Here is a 20,005-nt window from a genome sequence, read left to right as displayed (position 1 = left end):
GCGATTCTAGAAACCGCTCCGGGCCTGGTCAACCTTTGACCATCACTTGCGATATATCTTGCGGTTATCAGAAGGTGTCCTTCCAAGACCTCAAGGCAGCAAAAACAGTGACCTGCGAGTCGTTTGGATGTCCCTTCCATTCGTCTGCTTTTTGTTTAACTAATGTTTCAGAGGTTCGCAGGAAGGGGTTGGTCAGGCGTTCCAGGCCAATGGTTGATGGCAAGGTGATGCGATTGTCGGCGCGCAAACGGGTAACGTCCTCGAACCGCTTCAGAACGTGCGGGTTGGTGGGTTCCACCGCCTTGGCAAAACGCAGATTGCTGAGGGTGTATTCGTGGGCGCAGTACACTTCTGTTTGCGCCGGCAGCGCCGCCAGGCGGGCGAGGGCGGGTTGCATCTGTTCGGGTGTACCCTCGAACATGCGACCGCATCCGGCGGCGAACAGGGTGTCGCCGCTGAACAGCACGGGCGTTGCCGGCTGGTCGCTGAAGAACGCGATATGCCCCAGGGTGTGGCCGGGTACGGCCAGCACCTGGAAGGCCACGCCCAGCACAGTCACCTGATCGCCTTCGTCCAGCGCCAGGTCGCGGCAGGGAATGCGTTCGTGGGCCGGGCCGCAGACACGCGCATCGGTCAGTTGCTTGAGCCGTTCCACGCCGCCGACATGGTCGTTGTGGTGGTGGGTAATCAGGATATCGCTGAGCACCCACTCGGGATTGGCCGCCAGCCAGCGTTCCACCGGACCGGCGTCACCTGGGTCGACCACCGCGCAGCGGCGTTTGGCAGTATCCTGTAACAACCAGATGTAGTTGTCGGAGAAAGCGGGGAGAGCATCGATCTGTATCATGGTGCGGATCCGATTCGCCTAGCGTGGCACATGAGGGCATCTTAGCCGCGATGGCGCGGTGCGAGAACCTTCGAGGGAGAGCGCAATGACCGACCAAGCCTTTGCCCAGGCCGACCCGGACTGGGTCAAGCTGATCAGCCTGGCCCGTGAGTGGTTCAACGGCCCACTCGGCCAGCTGATGCTCAAGGAGGAGGAAAAACTGCTGGAAGAAGAGCTGGGGCGCTTCTTCGGCGGGTACCTTGTGCATTACGGGCCTTGTGCCGAGCCGCCACCGAGCGCGCCCCAGGTGCAGCGCAACGTGCGCCTCGGCGCGCCGCTACCGGGCGTGGAGATTGTGTGCGAGGAACAGGCCTGGCCGCTGAGCGAGCATGCTGCCGACGTGGTGGTGCTGCAACATGGCCTGGATTTCTGCCTGTCGCCCCATGGCCTGCTGCGCGAGGCCGCCAGCGCCGTGCGCCCGGGCGGGCATCTTCTGATTGTCGGGATCAACCCCTGGAGCAGCTGGGGCATGCGCCATTTCTTCAGCCATGGGGCGTTGCGCAAGGCCCGGTGCATCTCGCCGTCTCGGGTGGGGGACTGGCTCAACCTGCTGGGCTTCGCGCTGGAGAAACGCCGCTTCGGGTGCTATCGTCCGCCGCTTGCCTCACCGGCCTGGCAGCAACGCCTGGAGGGCTGGGAACGGCTGGCAGGTGGCTGGCAAAGCTCGGGTGGCGGCGTGTACCTGCTGGTGGCGCGCAAGATGGTGGTCGGCCTGCGGCCGCTGCGGCCGGAGCGCCGCGAACCAATGGGCAAGTTGCTGCCGCTGCCGCTGGCCAAGGTCAACCGCACGGCGGTGGACCCTGATACTGAAAAGCACTGAACATGAGTGGTACATGAGCGAAAGCGTCGAGATGTTTACCGATGGTGCCTGCAAGGGCAACCCTGGCCCGGGTGGCTGGGGTGTCCTGATGATCTACAAGGGCGTCGAGAAGGAACTGTGGGGCGGCGAACGCGAAACCACCAACAACCGCATGGAGCTGATGGCCGCGATCCAGGGGTTGATGGCGCTGAAGCGTGAATGCGAAGTGGTATTGACCACAGACTCGCAGTACGTGATGAAGGGCATCAACGAGTGGATGGTCAACTGGAAGAAGCGCGGCTGGAAGACGGCGGCCAAGGAGCCGGTCAAGAATGCCGACCTGTGGCAGCAACTGGATGAACAGGTCAACCGCCACAAAGTGACCTGGAAGTGGGTGCGCGGCCACATCGGCCACCCCGGCAACGAACGCGCCGACCAGCTGGCCAACCGTGGCGTGGACGAAGTGCGCGCCCAGCGTTGAGCTGGGGTACAATTGCCGCCTTTGTAACTGATGCAAGTTGGAGCGCCCCGCGTGGAGCAGCAGCAAGATAAGCGGTTCGTCATTCTCCTCCACTTTTAGCGGATCTGTGTAAACGAAGCCGTACTCCTCTTAAGGCCAGGAAGTCCGGGGCGCTCAGCGACCTTCATGGCCGTTTACACCCCTAATGCTTCAATCTATGTAAACCTTGGGCCCTTTCCAGGGCTTATGGTTTACATCTCCTCGTGAGGCCGGCTGACACCCACAGTCGACGGCCACAGCCCTGTCCCACGGCGCCCAGGTCGATCCCCTCGCAGCTACCCGGCATCCCAGCAATCAATTCATCTCTGCTGCACCTGGCGGATCTCCGAAATCCGCCTACGCTGATGCGGGCCTATCGCCATCATTTAACCCTCCCTGGCCACAGAAGCCCCGAGGGACGCACGCGATCGGTTACGGGTCTGCCAACCCTTTCCCATCAGCCAAGCAGCGGCATACGCATCGCTGCTTCTCATGGACGCGAGAGAGATGATCGAGTCTATCAGTCTCAAAAAGATTGCAACTTACAGCCCTGATACTCCGGAAAACCTAACCGAACTAAAAGCGGTTAACGTCATATACGGAGCAAACGGCGCGGGTAAAACAACCATTAGTCGTCTGATTGCTGATCCTGGGATATCAGCGGACTGTACGGTGCGCTGGAAGAACAATATCCCTGTCCCTGCTTTGGTCTATAACAGCGACTTTATTACTGACAATTACAGCGACTCCAAGAACCTCAAGGGTGTTTTTACTCTTGGCAAGACGGAGCAGATCCAGAAAGACCGACTGGAGGAGCTCAAGGTTGACTGTAAGCGCTTTGAGCAGCAGCGAGATAGAACATTACTCCAGCTCAATGGCGAAGATGGAACAAGTGGAAAGCACGCGGAACGTCGAGAGCTGGATGCGAGACTAGTTTCCCGCTGTTGGGATCAAAAAATTAAGCATGATGAAGTCTTTCAGGGGGCGTTTAAAGGGGTTCGCAATAGCCGGGATAGCTTTAAGGCTAGAGTGCTCCAGGAGAGCTTGAACAATAAAGCACCATTGCTGAAGCTGGAAGAGCTAAGTGAGAAAGCGCGGGTGCTCTATGGGGATGCGCCAAGTGCCCTTGTTGCTGTGCCCAGTATAGACCTGACATCGCTTATTGCTCTTCAGTCCGACAAGATTCTTGCAAAGAAGATAATTGGTAAGGGTGATGTTGATGTGGCTGCCCTCATTGAGCGGTTAGGTAATAGTGATTGGGTTCGTCAAGGTATAAAGTTTTTGGAGCGCAGTGATGACCATTGCCCTTTCTGTCAGCAGGCTGTTTCACATGACTTCGAAGCACATTTAAGTCAGTATTTCGATGAGACGTTTGAAGCGGATGTAAAGGCGCTGAAGGAGTTCAGTGAGCTTTATTTTTTGAGAGCAAATGACCTCGTGGTGCGCTCACAGAATTTACTGGAGAATGATTATCAGCATTTAGATAAGGAGGCCTTGGGTCTAGAGGTCAAGGCGCTTGAGGCGCTAATAAAGGTTAATGTTGAGCGAATAGCCAATAAGATATCTTCACCAAGTCTAGCGGTTGAGTTGGAGTCGCTCAGTGATCTGGGCGAAAAGCTCACTAAGCTTATTGAAGATGCAAATAAAAAGATAAGTGAGCATAATCGGCTTGTCGCCGGTTTCAACGCTGAACAATCCAACCTGACATCGGAAGTATGGAAGTACCTGCTTGAAACTGAGCTGAAGCAGACGCTTTCAGACTACACGGCTGATACTGGTCGTCTTGATAAAGCCATCGAAGGCTTGACTAGAACGCTAGAGAAGGCCAAAGGCGATATTTTGCAAGCAAATTCTGATATCGCTACGATCGAAGCTTCGCTCACCAGTGTGCAACCGACCGTAAAAGCTATTAATGAGTTGCTCAGAGATTTCGGGTTCCGAGGATTCTCGCTGGCGGTTGCGCCTGGAGAAAACTCTTATAAGCTCCTCAGGTCAGACGGAGCTGATGCGCGAAAGACATTGAGTGAAGGTGAAAAGACCTTCGTTACCTTCTTGTATTTCTACCATCTGCTAAAGGGCAGCACTACGACATCTGGCGTCACAACTGAGCGGATCGTGGTTATCGATGATCCTGTCTCTAGCCTTGATAGTGATGTCCTCTTTATTGTCAGCAGCTTGATCAAGCAGATTTTTACTGAGGTGCGTCAGGCTAACAATGTTATTCGGCAGATTTTCGTTCTGACCCATAACGTTCATTTCCACAAGGAAATTACCTTCAGCCCGCTCCGTCGTGGCACCAAGGCGTGGGGTGACGAGACGTTCTGGGTTGTCCGCAAGCCGGATCATCACACGAAAATTGAGGGTCACGCGCACAACCCTGTCAAAACGTCATACCAGCTCTTGTGGGGAGAGTTGCGTAAGAATCCTCTGCCTACATTGACGCTGCAAAACACCATGCGCAGGATTTTGGAGAACTACTTCAAGATCTTAGGTGGCATCGACACCGATAAGCTCTTGGAAAGTTTCCACGGTCACGAGAAGGTGCAGTGCCAGTCCTTGATCAGCTGGATCAACGACGGATCGCACTACTCCCCCGATGATTTGTTCGTGGCCATTGGCGACAAGATGGCAGCCAGCTACATGAAAATTTTCTTCAAGATTTTCAAAGCGGCCAATCACCTGGCGCATTACGAAATGATGATGGGTGAGGACTATAAGGATCTCACCGCTGACGATGCCGAAGCTGAACAAGGTGGTGACGTTGACGGCGATTCTGACGCTGGATCTCAAACAGAGGTGACGGGAGAAGAGGCGCCCTTGGTTGCAGCCCACATTCCGGTAGCCGAGGAACCGATCAGGGTCGATCCATTACCTGGTGCAGCACCTGTAAAAGTAGATCCGCCAAAGCCAGCTCAACGCCAAGCGATTCAGCCGGGGCTTCTTCCCCCTGACCCACCTAGCGCCCCGAGCACCGTCAGTGCACCTGGCGCGCCCCGCACGCCTGAACCTCCCGGAACACTTGGCGATGACCAGGACTTAGATTCGATACCGTTCTGACCTCATCAGCCCAGCGTACTGCCTTGTGCGCTGGGTGTTCAGGCCGGAGAGGTAAATGGATCAGCGCCTGCCCAGTCGTCCATGATCTTCGCCGTCGCACGCCAATACTGCTCAAGAGCTGGGATTTTCAGCATCGGCTCTCTGCTACGGGATAAAGCGGCAGCTGCTTGTACAGACAGTCGCCTTCAGTGATGATGGCGATTTGGATCCATAGATCGGAAGGAGTCGTTTATGATTTGCGCCTATTGCAATCAGGATGCCGCAGCAACCCGCGAACACGTGATTCCAGCTTTCATTTATCGGTTCCACAAGGATTTGGAAGACAAGGTCATCGGCTGGAACGAAGTGGCCCAAAAAATGGTGGGCGGTGAACAGCAGGTGAAAGACGTCTGTGAGACTTGTAACGGCGGAGTCTTGTCCAAGCTCGACGCGTATGGGAAAGAGTTTCTCGTTACCAATGGATTTCTTACCCAAAATTACACTGAGCGCTCGGCCAAGCTAACTTACGATTACGACCGGCTAGTACGCTGGCTTCTGAAAATATCCTTCAATGCTACCCGCACCGACCATGGGCATAGCCACCTGTTTAAGAGATTTATCCCATATATTCTCACTGGCGCGCCGTCACCAAAAAAGACCGACTTTGCTGTGCTGGCAACACTTGCGGCGCCTGTCCCCACTGAGGATCTGGGCGGTGAGTACCAAGCGCTACAGGATCTCGCCAATGGAGCAAGCCAAGTAAATCCCTTCTTCATGCGAATAGCCTATGGCCCTGATCACCATGAAACCTTTACGCTTCGCGTTGTCATGTTCGGGCCACTCGCATTCTTTTTGCTCATGTATGTTCCAGATGTACCAGCTGGTCTAGCCGCCAACGAGACTAAGCGCCTGCTCAAGAGCATGCCCAATCTGAAATTGGTACAACCGAACACCGTTAGGGCGTTTCTTAGTGCCGGCTCCACGACATGGCTCGACTATTATGCTGCCCAGGTCGGTCGGGTGAATGCACTGGGTGCGTACAACCCATAGCAGTTGCCAGCGCGCCTATGGGTTCCTGCCATTGCTGAGACTGGAACGAGAAAACCGGGCGCAGGGCAGTAAATCAGGCGCTCAGATCAAGGTGAAGTACCAGCATTCTACGAACGCAGTGCTGGCCTCGCGTTAAGGTAGGTGATCACTGGCTTCCCCGCCTATTTACCTGTATCTGCGACTAATGCAAGCTCAGGATGGACTCTATGCAAGATTTTCGATTCAGCCGCACTTTCTCCCTTTTGCAGCAAGAAGGACACCTGGCCAGAACATCTCTTCTTACAGGCATTGATCTGCTTCTAAGAGCGAACCTCGACGAGAGAAGAGTAGGTAATTTCTACTCGGCGTTCTTCCAGCTAACAATCGGGCTTGAAAGGATCTTGAAGCTTGTTATCATCACCAATCACATGCTTGAGAACAACTACAAAGCCCCGACTGACGATGAGTTGCGCAAGAAGTACGGGCACAACCTAAAATCGACTTATCTTCATGCGCTGTCGGTGAGAAATAAATGGGGGCATGGGAAAGCAATCATGCCGGCATCGGCTAGTATAGATGATAAAATTCTCGATTTTTTGGAGAAATTTGCAAACAAAGCCCGTTACTACAACCTCCGCGAACTTAACAACATCACAGCGGATCGCGGCCCTCTGGGTGACTGGTACACTATCTGCAAAGAAGTCGCTGAAGATCAAATAAGTTATGGAAGACTTAACGCGGATGCTGAACGGCTCATGTTTCAGCTGGATCAATCAGGCTTAGTGGGTTATTCACCAACTTTTGGTTTCGACGGCCATCCCATGACAATTTTCGACGATTACTGGAGGTTGCATGTGGTTCAGAAAACTGCGCCCCATCTGGTGTGGAGGATTGTGCAGTTTATTAGGCCGCTCTATGATGCCCTCGATTATATCGCTCGTGATGCCATGGAGTTTGAGGAGAAAAATAATTACAAGCTACCCGTCATTCCTCACTTATATGAATTCTTTGTCTTCTCGCTTGCGACGAAGTCTGACGCCTTGCGCAGGAGAGCGTGGGCTCGGATCTTTCTTTATTAGCTAGTCAGGTGACACTATCGAAAGTTTGTCGTTTTGTTTGGGGGCGCGGCTCATGGACTGGCATTCGCTGATTGCCCTCAGCTGCTAATTAACGGTTCAATGTCACTAGCCAACCAGCGTCGTGATTATGACCTTTACTGCAGTGTTGCTCCTGGAATATAAGGGCGGGCGCAGGAACCCTAAAAGTACTAGCGATTAAAGTTTCAGCGCCCTTAGTTTTGTTTGGTATGGGTTATTGCTTGAGTGCCGATGTCAGCGAGAACTGCTATATATGTTGAGCTGGTTTAGTAGCTCTTTGAGGTTTTCACCTTTGATTGGTGAATACATGGGGTTTTCACCTACGCAGGAAAACTTGGATGCTTTGCTAATTTCAATATTTCCGCTGTCATTCAAAACAGTGTTTAGTGACAGGAATGGCTCCCGCCCTCTATGGTAGCGGTTATCATGCAGTACAAACTCGACCTCTTTCTGATACTCTTCCGTAACTCTGGGGCCGAATATCACGCCAGCTATAAGGCTGGCATCATGATATAGAATTCGCTTGCGGTCTGTCGTTTTTAACTTTTTTGCAGTATGATAAGCCATTGCCATCATGTTGGTATTAAGATTTTTAAAGGTAAAAGACCTTAGTTCGTTCTCATATTTCCAGAAAGAATTTTTCTGCAGAAAAGTTGATATAGCCTTATCTTTTCCAGATGTTATGCATTCTAGGATAGGGATTCTTTTATCAGAGTCCACATATTCAACAGGGGCCAGATTATACCTGTCCTCGTTTTTAGAGAAAGGGTTGTGAGACAGAGAAAATCCATAGTTTGTTGAGGTGTAGATAACTACGCACCCTTTGAAGCCCTCAGCATAGTGAGCCCACATCATTGAGCTAAGAGCATCTTTCGAAAATGAAACGCTATAAAACTCGTGATTGATAGCTCTGCTCAAAAGCTCTGTCATTATGAGTTTGCATTGATCCGCTCTGGCAGCGGGGCTGCTCGATTCGTTCTCCTTTTCAAGCAATGCACTTTCAAATGCGGCAATAATCTGTCCGCTGCAGAGATCGAGCACCCCTTTAAGAGAGTCGAAACTATCAATGGAGTTTACTTCCTTGTCTTTGAAAATGTCGTTGAGTCTACTGGCAAGGATCTCGCAGTCCGTATTTATTATTTCTGAAAGATTCCAAAGGCTACTGATTCCAGTTAGCTGTAATAGTCTGCTCCAAAGACTTGGGTTGTCTTCAAAGTAATATATAGCCTTTAGATCGTTTGGGTCATTTAATTCATGGTTGGCTGCAAAATATAGCTCGTTATATCTTATGGCTTTGTCAAAGTACAGGTTTGGTCTGTAATACTTAAATACATACATTTGGCTGTTCCAACTTCCTTGAGGCTTCGATTATGAATATTTCTCTCCAGAACTTTTCCGTTTGCGTGGGGCCCGGCTTACCATGCGGGCCTCCAGCCAATCATGGCGGCAATTCTATCTACACTGACTTTCCGTAAGTAACCCCGCATTTATTCTCGCTGCAAGGAGGTTAGCCAGGCAGATCCTTGACCCAGTACCTTCGCACGGTCGCTTCAGGCAAATTCAGCTCTCGACCAACCTGAGCTTTGGTCATGCCACTGGCCTTCAACTCCAGCACAGCTCGGATTTTGTCAGGGTCGGTAGGTTTGCCACGGTTACGCTTGATCAGCCCTTCACCGGCTTCCCAATGCCGCTCCAAGCCCTCTAAGCCCCCTTGAGCAACGAAACGCTCCAAATCCTCTGAGGCCTTCGCCATTACCTCGCCAGGTGATGTCCCATCCTGAAGGGCTTGGCATAGAGCGACAAGAGCGACCAGGTCGAAATTCAGAGTGGCTGCGATTTTGCTCAGCTTGGCCAAAGAGGCCTGCGTTTTCCCTTGTTCCAGCCGCGAAAAATTGGCCTGGGAGCTGATCTCGGCGAGCTCTTCCTGCGCAGACCCTCGCAAGTCGCGCAGGGCTCTGACGACTGCTGCTATCTCGTTCTGCATGCTGACACCGCCCAAAACAGAGGATAGGGCCACAGCTCGTTACCGCCAATAAATATCGAAAGCTAGCAATAGTGACGGTCATCGTTTATGGTGACCGCACTGACGACAGTCTCGCTGCGCCTGTCTGCATGGGAGCCGGGTCAGGTGATGATCAATTTATTAGAAAGTCGATGTCGGCGAGCTGAACATGAAGCTTCACATACTCTCGGATCTACACTGCGAATTTGCGGATTTTGTCCCACCAGACCTGGCATGTGACGTGGTCGTGCTGGCTGGGGATATTCACGTAAAGTCCAAGGGTGCGAAGTGGGCCAGCGAGTCGTTCAGAACGCCTGTTCTGTACGTCCTGGGCAATCACGAACACTACAGCGGCAACCTCGATCGAACTCACAGCAAGCTGGTTGCCTCTGCTGATAAGCACGTGCACGTGCTTGAGAACGAGGTTTGGGAGCACGCTGGGGTGCAGTTTTTGTGTGCGACAGGCTGGACGAGCTTTGACTCGACGGGTGACGCAGTGGCCGCGAGTTGGTGTGCTCGTGACAGAATGAATGACTTTAGAGCGATTCGGGTTGGTGACCAGTTTCGGCGCCTGCGTCCAGATGATTTGGTCGCAAGAAACCGACAGACCAGGGACTGGCTCGCCGCTCAGCTATCCCAGCCATTCAATGGTAAACGGGTAGTTGTTACTCATCACTCTCCCCTTATGCAGTTTGTAACGGAACAAGATGTTAATCCACATATGCGGGCAGCCTATGGCAACGCCTGGGATAGCCTGCTGGCCTTTGATATTGATCTCTGGGTTTTTGGGCATACCCACTGCGCGGTCGATGAGTATGTTGATGGCGTGCGTTTCGTGAGTAATCCGCGTGGTTATCCATCTGAAGAGACTGGTTTTCGCCCCGATCTTGTAGTCAGTATATAGTTGCTTGATGGAGTTATTGGTTTTGGCTCCCTCCGTACAGTATTAAATCTCCAGTAGAAGTGTGATTGGAAAGTTCATGAGCGTGATGAGTTCCCAGGCGCGAGTTGGTGAAGGCTACGGGCGGCTGCCTGATTCAATGCTAGTCAGACTGGCGATGGCGCAAACGCACGATTGGGGTGCGTTCATAGACGCGTATCTAATTGATGGTGCAGCAGTGGGGGATCGCTTTGCCGCGTATGTCTATCACGATCGCTCCGGTCAGTTGGAAAACGGAATGACGGTTGTGACACCCGCTGTCGAAATGATTGCCCAGTTCGAAGGAATGGTGCTGTTGCGCACGATGTCGGGCAACGATAACTACGTGCTGGTTAGCCGGCTAGAGGTTGCCTGAGGGCTTTGCGTGCAAGTGGGGGGAGCCATGCTTCGTGGGCCCACATGGCGGATAGTTTATGGGTAACGGAAAGTTAAAGTGCGAGTAAGGAATAAGCATGTCTGACTTGAAAAAAATTAAGGTTGTTATCAAAAACTACGAAACACAGGGGCTTGGTGATCTCGATGCACTGTATGGTCGCGTTAGGCTTGAAGATGAGCATGGTAATACGTTCTATTTTGAAAAAGTTGTAATGCTTAAATATCTTCAGCGTCACGGTGCCATGGCTACCGATGTTCCGCGTGTGTGGTATTTCAAACACTTATCAAAGAAATCAATCGTGATACTGGCGTTTGAAAAGAATGGTGGCCAAGTTGAGTATGATTTGGATGACCTTCGCGTAATCACGAGAACGGCGATGTTAAGAGGGATTCTTATGACGTTGGCTGCCGTGCCTATGGGGGTGATTGCTGCTACTGCAACCTTCGGTATTGGGCTTGTGCTGATACCGATGGGGTTGTGGTACGGATACAAAAATGTTTTTAAACTCCCCAAAATGCTCGGGCGTAAGACGTTGTTGAGTGACTTTGCGAAAGCTGGTGTTGTGGTTCGGTAAAGTCCTTTGGGGCAAGTACTGCACGACTAGAATTTGCGAGCGATTTCTTTTGCGGTCGGGGACTATCAGGGCCTAAGGACTATGTCACAGGTCTACCTATTTGAGGTTATGCTGCGACGCTTCTGCTCATTTTTGAAGGCAACATAGGATGCTCAGATGACGATCGCTGCTGCAGTCTTTGATGCCTTCGGAACGCTTGTCGAGATTCAGCGACCAACTCACCCTTTTCGAAAGCTTATCCAGGAAGGACGGCGTCAAGGCCGTAAGCCTCAACCGGATGATCTTAGGGTCATCATGACTCACCAACTATCACTGGCAGAGGCCGCTTCAGCTTTTGGTATCAGCGTCACCGCTGACAGTCTCGGGCGACTTGAGCAGTCCCTCGAAGACGAACTTGCAAGCATCAGGCCATTCCCGAGTGCTTTGCATGCAGTGGGGATGCTGCAGGCAGCTGGTGTGCGCGTTGGCGTTTGTTCCAATCTTGCGTCGGCGTACGGCCCTGTTATCCGCCAGATTTTTCCGTACCTGCATGGCTATGGGTTCAGCTACGAAGTGGGCGTAATGAAGCCCGAGCCGGCTATTTACCGCGCCACCTGTGAGCAGCTTGGAGTCAATCTGGGTTGCGACGAGACGGAGGGACGCGTCTTTATGGTCGGCGACTCAGCCCGCTGTGACCGTGATGGCCCTCGCCAGCTAGGGGGCTGCGGGTTCCTTCTACACCGAGGGGGAAAGGGGGATTTTTCGAATCTCCTCGAATTCGCGCAGGCTGTGTTGGAGCGCGAGTGAAAGTGGCTCCTGGCGAGGCAAAGACTGGTGGGTAGATCGTTCATCGACCTGGTATCGAGCTTCCGCGCACCGGGCTATCCAGCCCAGCGACCCGTAAGCACGAGAAAGATTGGTGATCGGAGAGTGGCAGTCACCCGGCATACCGCTTCACGTGCTGTGCCTGATCAAGGCGTTTTTCTTTTTGAGGAACACCTGGTCTGGGCTGCCTCAGAACAGCACGAAGCCTGGAGGCGAGATCCGCTTCCCTTGGCCCTGCATGAGCTGGGAAGCAACCTGAGAACTCAGGTGCTTTCTGCCGTTGCAGCTCTGGGTCGGGAGTACCGCGTCGTTTACGGTAGTCCCAACATGCGCGGGCAGATTGCGACCACCGAGTCCGGCCTGACCGTAGCGGTAATGTCCCGGTGCTGTGTGCCGCCAAGCCTGAAAATTCTGGATACCCGCCAAGGTCTGCCTGCGCTACCCAAGATGGAAGTCGCACTGGTGAGAAGCAAGGACTCTGCACGCTCGCTGGCAGTAGACATGCTTTACAGCGAGGCCCTCAATGCTCTTAAGCAAGAGCGGTGATCACTGGAATCATCCTAACCGGGTTCTGGTATTTATCAGGGCCTGCCCAGCTACGGCCTTCCAAAGGGGGATTGGTCGTTGCTCCATGGCCGAAAACTAAACTATTTCTTATATTTTGCGAATCCTGGGGCCGCTGGCGGGAAAATCGAAAATATAGTTTAGTTTTTTCGCGCTGGTGCTCCATCGCCTGCGTCATCGCCAGTCCCCACAGGTTTAGTGGATCGGTCAAAGGACATCCGTTTTCACGCCCATTTGCACCCAGTTATACACATCGCCCTTGAGGAGTACGTCATCTCCAAGAGAGTTGCGTTTGCTAAGGGCGCCTATACATCACAGGCATGCTGTCGATGCCTGTCAGTATTCTGGGAGGTTAACCAGGTGAGACATTCCTTCCATAGGTCTTCTGCTCCGGCGCGAAAATATCCGATGTGCCCAATGCATTCGTCGGTGACAGGTTGGATATCGACGACCTCTAGTCGAGCGTTTCGATACCCCTTCACGAACGCATCTCTGGAGGCTGGAGGCGCCCATGGGTCGTCCGTCGACGTGGCAAATAGGCAGGGGGTTCTCACGCTGGCGTATTGCTCGACAACGTGCTCCATCGTCGGATCATCGAAGTAGTAGTGGGGAAAGGTACACCATCGTCTCCAATCCTGGTAGACGCCGAGGGGAAGATCATCGCCCATGCCCAATATGCTCCAGGCCATGTAGCCCTTCCACCTCACAATGAGTGGAAGGACGAAGTTCCAGAGCACACGTACTTTGAGTGCCTCGCTCTTGGGCATCCAGCCACTCCATCCCGCTCCGCTGCCGAAGCTGTAGCAGGCCCTGAGACGGTCATGGTTGGGTAAGAGGCCGATAGCATGCCCGCCGAACGAGTGACCGATCCAGTAGATGGGTAGACTCTCCTTATCGAGCAATTCAACTGCTGCCGCCAAGTCCTTGTAGGCCCAGTCCAAGTAGGACATTTCGAAGCCTTTGAGCGACTGCGGGCGGGACTCGCCTACGCCTCTATAGTCTAGGGTCAGAACGTTGAACCCTCGTGAGACAGCGTACTCAGCAAAGCGCTTGTAAAATCGCTGCTGCACACCAGTGGCCCCGGCGACGATCAGGTTGCCTCTTGCAGCTTTGTCGGCGTAGTAGCGATATGCGGTAAGGGGGTAGCCGTCCAATGCAGTCAAAAGAATCTTGTCCACGAGGACGCTTGAATTTGAGTGGTTTGCCATCGCTCGATCACTTTTAAAGACGGCCAGGAAGGCTGGCCGCATGCTTTATGACGGCTGCTTGCGCGCCGGATACACGTCTTAGCGGCCTTTAAAGACTGGCTCGCGTTTCTGCATCATCGCCATGACGCCTTCGCGAGCATCCTCAGTCCGAATCAACTCCATCAGTCGCCCATTAAGGGCGCCCAGTGCTGCGGCATCGCCCTCGTCTCTGGCTTGGAATGCGGAGTCGAGAGTGGCGGAGACTCCCAGCGGCGCAGATTTGGCGATGCTTTCTGCGAAGTGAATGGCGCGAGCAAGCTCCTCGCCAGGTTCGACGACTTCGGTGACCAGGCGCATACCCAATGCTGTGGGAGCGTCGAATGGCTCCCCGGTCAGCATGTAGCGCATGGCATTGACCCATCCCGCAGCGTGGGTGAAGCGTACGGTCGAGCCTCCGGATGGGGCGATCCCCCGGAGAACCTCAAGGTGGGCAAAGCGTGCGGTGTTCGCTGCGACTACGACGTCGGCGTTGAGCATCAACTCGATGCCGGCAGTCCAGCATGTCCCCTGGATTGCCACTACCACCGGCTTCTGTCGACGGGGCTTTTCGACGCCCCAGGGATCAATCCCGGCCTCGGGGTAGCTGAATCCTCCACTCGCCAATTTTGGAGCCAGCTCCATCAAGTCCAGCCCAGAGGTGAAATGCTCACCGTGAGCAAATATGACCGCGCAGCGTAGATCTGGAGTGCGCTCATACTCGCCAAGAGCCAAGGACAGGTCTGTCATCATGGCACTGTCGAACGCGTTGCGCTTGCCGGCTCTGTCGAGCCCGATCAGAAACACATTGCCTCTCTGTTCGCGTGTTACGCGGCCTGCACCATTGTTGGCTTCGCTCATAAATCCTCCTGGAGGTGCCGAAGGATGGTTTTCGGCAGTTACTGACCGTTTGTTCGGTTTTATTGAAACTAAACAAACGTTCGGTAACCGTCAAATTGAGATGCGATAGGTGATGACCTATGATCAGCGCTCGTTATGGAGATTGGGGTTTGGCTGTGCGTCCATTGAAGATCAGTCGTGATGAGCTGCTGCAGCGTTGTGCGCTTGTGTTCAAGCGTCATGGCTACCACGGCACAACCATGGACATGCTCTCAACCGCCTGTGGGTTGACCAAGGCCTCGTTCTATCACCACTACCCGAGTAAGGACGGTTTGCTCCGTGACGTTTTGAAATGGACGCACGAAGGCATGGCATCGGGGCTTTTCGCCATTGCCTATGAGGACGATCTCGCTCCAGTTGAGCGCCTTGAGAAAATGGGCCGTAGGGCAACTAGGCTATTCCAGGACGACACCGTGGGCTGCCTGATGGCCGTGGTTGCTGTGGACGCCAGCTATGGGAAACCAGAACTGCTTGAGCCTATACGCTCATTCTTCGATGAATGGGCCAAGGCATTTGCTCACCTGTTCGCTGGGCTGCGTAGCGAGCAATGGGCCCTGGTTCAAGGGCAGCAGCTCGTGGCGGATATTGAAGGCGCTATTTTACTGACTCGGATTCATGGTGATTCGACGTATATTCAGAGGGTAATTCAGCGTGCGACGGATCAGTTGATAGCGTCGGAGAGCGGATCGGCCTGATTACGTCAGGATGAGGCGTCTTGGGTTTCCGAAAATGGCAGCCGGAATCGCTGCAAGGGGACTTTCAGTATGTTGTGGGGCAGGTACGAGCGGAGGTTGAGCGGGGGGCGCGAGCCAGCGACAGCGTCCCGACGTAGACCCTACCTGGCGATATCCGAACACGCAGCCAGAGATGGGCAGGAGGGCTCATGGATCATGTGAAGCAGGCACTCGCGGAGGCTGAGCGCGTCTTCGGAGATAAGGGGAAGGCCGCAGCGTGGGTGTCGCAGCCACGCCCGGTTTTCGGTGGACGCTCTGCTTTGCAGCTTTCGGGCGATGAAGTCGGGTTTCAGAAGGTGAAAGAAGAGCTGAGCCGGATCGAACACGGTTTTGCCTGCTAGACCCGCTTCGCTTCCTGTATGGGGAGCGTTGCTCTATCCGCAGTGAGTATCATCGGACAGTGTCGGACAAAATGTTGCTCAAGCGACAAAACGGTCAAATTTGCGACAACTTATTCACCCCCCCCTCTTGAAAATTTTAAAGCGAGACGGAGTTCTATATTTGAAGGCAAGAGAAAAGCTGCAATAGCCCAGCCGCCGCATTTCCCACAGGATTTCGCCGGCTTTTACTTCTGATATTTACGGCTTCTAGATCACGCGGTTTTGAGGGCTGGCGGTGATGCTGAGGTTGAAATGGTCGGGCTGGGGGCGGAGGAGAAATCGCTTTACTTTGCAGCCGTGAGGCTGCTGCTTTAGCTTTGAAAGCAAATCAATGCCTGAAATTTTTAAAAATTCCATATATTGTGTTTTATGGCTGATTTTTTGATTGGCTTGTCCATATGTTGTGTTTTCTTGTTCCGGTGGTTAGCGAATAATGGAATTGGGTTCGGAACTCGAAGCGGCAGTGTGGGCGGCGGCGTGGTCTGCGTTTGGGAAATCGCTAGATGATGAACTGATGGGCGCCCTGGCCTTGTTCCGAAGAAGGCCAGGTTTCGACGACATGCTGCGCCTGCATGCGCGCACAGCAGGCCCTGGGCTGGATATCCTGGCGACTGTGTTGTCAAGGCATTGCCGCCCTGGCGTCTACCAGCTTCAGCGTGATTTTATCGAGATGCGGTACCAGCTTCGCTGGCATATTGTTCGGCACCTGCAGGCGCGCTTGATCTCGGATGGCCAAGCAAGCTCGGCAATTCGGGGCGATTTCATCGCTGTAGACCTAGGGCTGTAGCCTGAGTGCCGGCGATGGTGGTTGGGGATTGGTGAGTTAGAGTTGAATACCTTGATTACGGCATAGCCATCAATATGTGGCTATGCCGCTTTATGGCCTGGTTGGCTGACTAAAGGAATGACAAGATGATCTGGGAGAGCTGGTATTGGAAACAACCGCTGCTAGAGATGGCCGATCGCCTTGAGCACCTCAAAACGTCCAGTGCCCTGTCTGATGAAGAACTTGCTCAGGTTGAGCGAGACATCTTTATCGGATTCTACTCGGTCAGGAAGCTCCTAGAGGCTCCTGCGAAGATCACCGACAAGACCCGCCACCTTTCTATTCCCATTCAAAAGCACTCAAACCTGAAGCGCGTGACATGGCGTAACAACCACCGCCTGGATGAGCTCTACGACCTCTCCAAGGCCGGCCAGGAGGGGCGGGATGTGGTGTTTGTATGCGGACGGATCATTCATAGCTTCGTCTTCGCGCCCTGTATGTCGGAGGCTGGCGGACTGGACGGTGCATTCTTCAGCTCAGATCTCGACAAGGATAAATGCCTCTACCTCATCAGTATCGACGAGGTGATTTCGTTGTTTCGCCAAGTCGGGAATGATGACCCTTGCGACATTAAGTGCTCTCGTGATCCTGAGACAGGGAAAGAGACGCTTATCGTGAAGTGAGCGCCGTGATAGGTGCCAGATGGAGGCGAGTTCAGTCGATGGCGTATTGTGCTCCTTCACGATCAGGCCTACTGAGGCAAGTAGGCCCTGAATGTCCTGCCAGGGTACGGGGGCCATGATCTGTAGGCGGACTGGGGCCCCGGTCTAGGCTGGGTCGGGGGCTGGCGGACAATGATCACATCGCACAGCCTTGTTGATGTGATTCGCAGTCTGCAGACCACTTGCACCGTACAGTTAGGTGCCTTTCCTTCGTGCTGACAGCGGGCTAGCCCAACATGGCTTATGCGCCCTCGCTGTTCTTGATCTCTTCTAGCCGCTTCCTAGCTCGTGCAAGGCTGTCTAAGCAAGTGATGGCAAGATGCTCGTGCTCCGAAAGCATACTTTCCAACGCACTTGCGATAATCACAAGTTTATCAAAGGCTGCGAGATCCTCTGCGCGTGCAGCTATACGCGATGCGGCTGCGCAATAAAAAAGTACTGCGTTAGTGGCCAAGTAATAAGCGAAAGAGATTTTTTCAGCTTTTAATCTTTTGAAGTAGGCTAGCTTTTCGTCATCTTGGCAATGTACGAGTTCGCCTAGAAGTTGATTGAATACGTCGCTTCCAAAGCCGTGCGTAGAGTCGGAGGCACTTGAGAATAGTACGTGATAAAAAAGGGCGTGGCCGGTTTGTTCAAAACGGCTGTAAGCGTCGGGCCAGCCCTTGGTGCCCTGTTCTAGGTCGCCGAACATGGATTTTATTACTAAATATGATTGTTCCAGTTCTAACCCTCGTTCAGCTGATTCTAGGTGGTCGTTGTTCACTCCGTATTCATGCCATTTTCGTGCGTTTTTTAATGTCTTGTTGAGGTATCCCAGCAAAAAGCTCTTAGGTCGCGCGGATGTTTTGTCATCACTAAATAGCATTAAGTTGATTGAGTTTTCTAAGGATGTCCTTGATAAAGCTTCGGCAGCGCTATGGCTTTTGATTTTCAAGCTTTGTAGGATGCCGTTGTTTAAATCTGTTATCACGTTTGCCACCTTATAGCAGCAGACTTTCGTGCTTAGCTTGAAATCGCCTTTATCGTCGAGATTGACTTCATAAAGTGTCTCGGAGATTTTTCTTTGGAGCTCCTCAAGCTCTCGAAGGTGCCGTTGGTGAGCTATAAATTCCTTTGTGTAGTGGTCTGGGTTTTCAAAAAAGTCCATGTTTTCTCTCCGGTTCAATGTCATCTCCCTGGCCCCTGATTGTACGGAGTCACAGTAGATAGCGATTTGTCGGCCCCTAGGGTCATTTCTAAAGCGGGTTTAATCTTGCGACAAGATGCGCCGGGCCATTTAAAGCTCTTCGCAATGGTCTACGTGGGGTGGTTGGACGCTTACCGTCTTTCAAGGCCGCTTCGAGCGCCGACACGTTGCCGAACGCGACGCCGTCGAGCCAGCCATCGATGCTAGCCGCCACCTTGGCGCTCTTACCTTTGCCGGTCTAGGCGCGGGCAATGCGGCATGCCAAGAGCACCGCTTCGCTATCCGAGTTGTTGAAGACAACCTTGGTCAGATTGCCTGTATGGGCGGCGAGCGCTGAGGGTGCGCCGTATTCGCGGATCTGTGCCCAGGAAGGCGATGCGGAAACGGCGATGCATTTGCCTGCTGCTTAAAAAACACAGTTGACGCAAGCTTGATAGTTGACGTGATGCCCCCATAGAAAGCTCTCGCCCTCCCGCCCCAAGGAATGAAGCATCATGAGCAACCCCGTTGTTTTTGACTCCAACGTCTGGGAACAGATCGCGGACGAAGCCAAGCGAGCAGTCGCATCCCCGGCTGTCCAGGCCCTCTACACCCAGATCACCACCCAAGCGATCACGCCTTTTTTCTTCGAGGGGATCGTGAACTTGGAGGCTATTCCAAGAAAGGCGCGGAAAGCCTACCTTCAGGGCTACCGGCCTTCTTTTACGATGTCTGTCGACGATGAGGTAGAAAGCCAATCTCGGGGTACTCTTCCTTCAGATATCCCGGAGTATCTTGAAGCAACTGTTGAGAAGGCAGCAGCGCTCGGCTTTCGCTTCGTTCACCTCCCTCGCATTGGAGCCCCAAGGCATCCATTGGCAAACCAACACAAGGCATCAGAGACCCTGGAGCTTCAAGACCGTCTTGACAGGAGCTTCGAGTGCGTGAGGTACATCGAATCCCTCGGTTGCGGGAAGGAGGCACTGATGGCGATGCTTGATGATCAACAGAACGGATTAGTACCCGCGCTCCAAGACGATCCGATTGCTGAAAAGAAACTCGCAAAAGGAGTTGCCGAATGGATGGATGGTGATGCACTGGCTGCTACTTACGGTTACGGTTTCGAGTACTTCTGCACAAACGACGCGGGTGTAGGGGCGGGTACTAGCTCGATCTTGCACCCCTCGAATCGAACGCTTTATGCCCAAAAATACAACGTAAAGATCGTTACCCCCGAGGAGCTTATCGCCGGACTGACTGCAGCTGCCTGATCTCGCCGAATGCTTAGGGGATCTCTTCAAGGGCCAGGCGCGTAACTGCCCGGTTAACACATCTTCCTCACAGTGCTGCTGAAGACCATGGTGTCCACCTAGTTTAAGTGGACACCATTTCTGGCCCATCAGATTTCTAATGCACGCTGAGCGCCGCACCTACAGCAAGTCTTTTAAGGCCCAGGTTATTCAGAGGACTTCGAACCTGGCGCTTCCATCGTAATTATCGGCTTGGGTT

Annotated in this window: 21 protein-coding genes; 15 read left to right on the top strand and 6 right to left on the bottom strand. The window is 53.2% G+C overall.

Annotated features, from left to right (window positions below):
* Positions 1-67: 67 nt before the first annotated feature.
* Positions 68-847, bottom strand: coding sequence for a hydroxyacylglutathione hydrolase (gloB, locus tag D906_RS02070; protein ID WP_019099386.1), 780 nt, complete (start codon positions 845-847; stop codon positions 68-70).
* Between the two features lie 85 nt (positions 848-932).
* Between gloB and D906_RS02065 the strand changes: the two genes are divergently transcribed.
* The 5 genes from D906_RS02065 to D906_RS02045 all read left to right on the top strand — a co-directional run bounded on the left by D906_RS02065 (position 933) and on the right by D906_RS02045 (position 7,328).
* Complete coding sequence (locus tag D906_RS02065) at positions 933-1,706, top strand: class I SAM-dependent methyltransferase (protein WP_019099387.1); 774 nt, start codon at positions 933-935, stop codon at positions 1,704-1,706.
* Positions 1,707-1,719: 13 nt separating this feature from the next.
* On the top strand, positions 1,720-2,166 hold the full coding sequence (rnhA, locus tag D906_RS02060; protein WP_016711609.1) for a ribonuclease HI: 447 nt from the start codon (positions 1,720-1,722) through the stop codon (positions 2,164-2,166).
* 525 nt (positions 2,167-2,691) lie between these two features.
* Positions 2,692-5,241 carry an AAA family ATPase gene (locus D906_RS02055; protein ID WP_050591000.1) on the top strand — a complete coding sequence of 850 codons (2,550 nt, stop codon included), beginning with the start codon at positions 2,692-2,694 and terminating at the stop codon, positions 5,239-5,241.
* Positions 5,242-5,472: 231 nt separating this feature from the next.
* Entirely contained in the window at positions 5,473-6,270 is a 798-nt protein-coding gene (locus tag D906_RS02050) for a hypothetical protein (RefSeq protein ID WP_027615087.1), read from the top strand.
* A gap of 206 nt (positions 6,271-6,476) precedes the next feature.
* Positions 6,477-7,328 (top strand): hypothetical protein, encoded by an 852-nt coding sequence (locus tag D906_RS02045; RefSeq protein ID WP_027615086.1) that lies wholly within the window; start codon positions 6,477-6,479, stop codon positions 7,326-7,328.
* Between the two features lie 252 nt (positions 7,329-7,580).
* Here the strand turns inward: D906_RS02045 and D906_RS02040 are convergent, their stop codons facing one another.
* Both D906_RS02040 and D906_RS02035 read right to left on the bottom strand, forming a co-directional pair.
* Positions 7,581-8,684 carry a DUF2971 domain-containing protein gene (locus tag D906_RS02040; protein ID WP_027615085.1) on the bottom strand — a complete coding sequence of 368 codons (1,104 nt, stop codon included), beginning with the start codon at positions 8,682-8,684 and terminating at the stop codon, positions 7,581-7,583.
* 169 nt (positions 8,685-8,853) lie between these two features.
* On the bottom strand, positions 8,854-9,330 hold the full coding sequence (locus D906_RS02035; protein WP_033694547.1) for a helix-turn-helix domain-containing protein: 477 nt from the start codon (positions 9,328-9,330) through the stop codon (positions 8,854-8,856).
* Between the two features lie 187 nt (positions 9,331-9,517).
* On the opposite strand from D906_RS02035, the gene D906_RS02030 reads away from it, so the two are divergent.
* The 5 genes from D906_RS02030 (at position 9,518) to D906_RS02010 (ending at position 12,588) form a co-directional block, all read left to right on the top strand.
* Entirely contained in the window at positions 9,518-10,252 is a 735-nt protein-coding gene (locus tag D906_RS02030) for a metallophosphoesterase (RefSeq protein ID WP_027615083.1), read from the top strand.
* A gap of 76 nt (positions 10,253-10,328) precedes the next feature.
* Positions 10,329-10,643, top strand: coding sequence for a hypothetical protein (locus D906_RS02025; protein WP_027615082.1), 315 nt, complete (start codon positions 10,329-10,331; stop codon positions 10,641-10,643).
* 97 nt (positions 10,644-10,740) lie between these two features.
* Positions 10,741-11,238, top strand: a complete 498-nt coding sequence (locus D906_RS02020; protein WP_027615081.1) for a hypothetical protein — start codon at positions 10,741-10,743, stop codon at positions 11,236-11,238.
* Between the two features lie 156 nt (positions 11,239-11,394).
* Positions 11,395-12,024 carry an HAD family hydrolase gene (locus tag D906_RS02015; RefSeq protein WP_027615080.1) on the top strand — a complete coding sequence of 210 codons (630 nt, stop codon included), beginning with the start codon at positions 11,395-11,397 and terminating at the stop codon, positions 12,022-12,024.
* Between the two features lie 27 nt (positions 12,025-12,051).
* The gene (locus D906_RS02010) at positions 12,052-12,588 is read left to right on the top strand and encodes a LysR substrate-binding domain-containing protein (protein ID WP_371262233.1); all 537 of its coding nucleotides are present in this window, start codon (positions 12,052-12,054) and stop codon (positions 12,586-12,588) included.
* A gap of 323 nt (positions 12,589-12,911) precedes the next feature.
* On the opposite strand, the gene D906_RS02005 is transcribed toward D906_RS02010, so the two are convergent.
* Entirely contained in the window at positions 12,912-13,814 is a 903-nt protein-coding gene (locus tag D906_RS02005; protein WP_033694546.1) for an alpha/beta fold hydrolase, read from the bottom strand.
* Positions 13,815-13,892: 78 nt separating this feature from the next.
* Positions 13,893-14,690 (bottom strand): crotonase/enoyl-CoA hydratase family protein, encoded by a 798-nt coding sequence (locus D906_RS02000; RefSeq protein ID WP_027615078.1) that lies wholly within the window; start codon positions 14,688-14,690, stop codon positions 13,893-13,895.
* 155 nt (positions 14,691-14,845) lie between these two features.
* Between D906_RS02000 and D906_RS01995 the strand changes: the two genes are divergently transcribed.
* From D906_RS01995 to D906_RS01980, 4 genes are all read left to right on the top strand, one after another.
* Positions 14,846-15,424 carry a TetR/AcrR family transcriptional regulator gene (locus D906_RS01995; protein WP_027615077.1) on the top strand — a complete coding sequence of 193 codons (579 nt, stop codon included), beginning with the start codon at positions 14,846-14,848 and terminating at the stop codon, positions 15,422-15,424.
* Between the two features lie 188 nt (positions 15,425-15,612).
* Positions 15,613-15,804 (top strand): MbcA/ParS/Xre antitoxin family protein, encoded by a 192-nt coding sequence (locus D906_RS01990; RefSeq protein WP_027615076.1) that lies wholly within the window; start codon positions 15,613-15,615, stop codon positions 15,802-15,804.
* A 472-nt stretch (positions 15,805-16,276) separates the two neighbouring features.
* Positions 16,277-16,630, top strand: a complete 354-nt coding sequence (locus D906_RS01985) for a hypothetical protein (protein WP_033694545.1) — start codon at positions 16,277-16,279, stop codon at positions 16,628-16,630.
* A gap of 125 nt (positions 16,631-16,755) precedes the next feature.
* Positions 16,756-17,292: a hypothetical protein gene (locus D906_RS01980; protein WP_027615074.1), complete on the top strand. Its 537-nt coding sequence runs from the start codon at positions 16,756-16,758 to the stop codon at positions 17,290-17,292.
* A 280-nt stretch (positions 17,293-17,572) separates the two neighbouring features.
* Here D906_RS01980 and D906_RS01975 read toward each other — a convergent pair whose 3' ends face one another.
* A complete protein-coding gene (locus D906_RS01975; RefSeq protein WP_027615073.1) occupies positions 17,573-18,478 on the bottom strand; it encodes a DUF5677 domain-containing protein in 906 nt (301 codons plus the stop codon).
* A 533-nt stretch (positions 18,479-19,011) separates the two neighbouring features.
* On the opposite strand from D906_RS01975, the gene D906_RS01970 reads away from it, so the two are divergent.
* Positions 19,012-19,767, top strand: coding sequence for a hypothetical protein (locus D906_RS01970; protein ID WP_027615072.1), 756 nt, complete (start codon positions 19,012-19,014; stop codon positions 19,765-19,767).
* The last annotated feature ends 238 nt before the right edge of the window (positions 19,768-20,005 follow it).

Origin of the sequence: Pseudomonas sp. LAIL14HWK12:I1 (assembly GCF_003202095.1) — a bacterium.
In the GTDB taxonomy this organism is placed as follows: Bacteria; Pseudomonadota; Gammaproteobacteria; order Pseudomonadales; family Pseudomonadaceae; genus Aquipseudomonas; species Aquipseudomonas monteilii.
Note: the sequence above shows the minus strand (reverse complement) of the source record. Positions and strands in the feature narration are given on the sequence as shown.

Coding starts and splice junctions, on each gene's coding strand:
- D906_RS02025 (WP_027615082.1), top strand. CDS start 10,329: ATGAGCGTGATGAGTTCCCAGGCGCGAGTTGGTGAAGGCTACGGGCGG.
- rnhA (WP_016711609.1), top strand. CDS start 1,720: ATGAGCGAAAGCGTCGAGATGTTTACCGATGGTGCCTGCAAGGGCAAC.
- D906_RS02045 (WP_027615086.1), top strand. CDS start 6,477: ATGCAAGATTTTCGATTCAGCCGCACTTTCTCCCTTTTGCAGCAAGAA.
- D906_RS01985 (WP_033694545.1), top strand. CDS start 16,277: ATGGAATTGGGTTCGGAACTCGAAGCGGCAGTGTGGGCGGCGGCGTGG.
- D906_RS02000 (WP_027615078.1), bottom strand. CDS start 14,690: ATGAGCGAAGCCAACAATGGTGCAGGCCGCGTAACACGCGAACAGAGA.
- D906_RS02015 (WP_027615080.1), top strand. CDS start 11,395: ATGACGATCGCTGCTGCAGTCTTTGATGCCTTCGGAACGCTTGTCGAG.
- D906_RS01980 (WP_027615074.1), top strand. CDS start 16,756: ATGATCTGGGAGAGCTGGTATTGGAAACAACCGCTGCTAGAGATGGCC.
- D906_RS01990 (WP_027615076.1), top strand. CDS start 15,613: ATGGATCATGTGAAGCAGGCACTCGCGGAGGCTGAGCGCGTCTTCGGA.
- D906_RS02020 (WP_027615081.1), top strand. CDS start 10,741: ATGTCTGACTTGAAAAAAATTAAGGTTGTTATCAAAAACTACGAAACA.
- D906_RS02040 (WP_027615085.1), bottom strand. CDS start 8,684: ATGTATGTATTTAAGTATTACAGACCAAACCTGTACTTTGACAAAGCC.
- D906_RS02030 (WP_027615083.1), top strand. CDS start 9,518: ATGAAGCTTCACATACTCTCGGATCTACACTGCGAATTTGCGGATTTT.
- D906_RS02055 (WP_050591000.1), top strand. CDS start 2,692: ATGATCGAGTCTATCAGTCTCAAAAAGATTGCAACTTACAGCCCTGAT.
- D906_RS01970 (WP_027615072.1), top strand. CDS start 19,012: ATGAGCAACCCCGTTGTTTTTGACTCCAACGTCTGGGAACAGATCGCG.
- D906_RS02065 (WP_019099387.1), top strand. CDS start 933: ATGACCGACCAAGCCTTTGCCCAGGCCGACCCGGACTGGGTCAAGCTG.
- D906_RS02005 (WP_033694546.1), bottom strand. CDS start 13,814: ATGGCAAACCACTCAAATTCAAGCGTCCTCGTGGACAAGATTCTTTTG.
- D906_RS02035 (WP_033694547.1), bottom strand. CDS start 9,330: ATGCAGAACGAGATAGCAGCAGTCGTCAGAGCCCTGCGCGACTTGCGA.
- D906_RS02050 (WP_027615087.1), top strand. CDS start 5,473: ATGATTTGCGCCTATTGCAATCAGGATGCCGCAGCAACCCGCGAACAC.
- D906_RS01975 (WP_027615073.1), bottom strand. CDS start 18,478: ATGGACTTTTTTGAAAACCCAGACCACTACACAAAGGAATTTATAGCT.
- gloB (WP_019099386.1), bottom strand. CDS start 847: ATGATACAGATCGATGCTCTCCCCGCTTTCTCCGACAACTACATCTGG.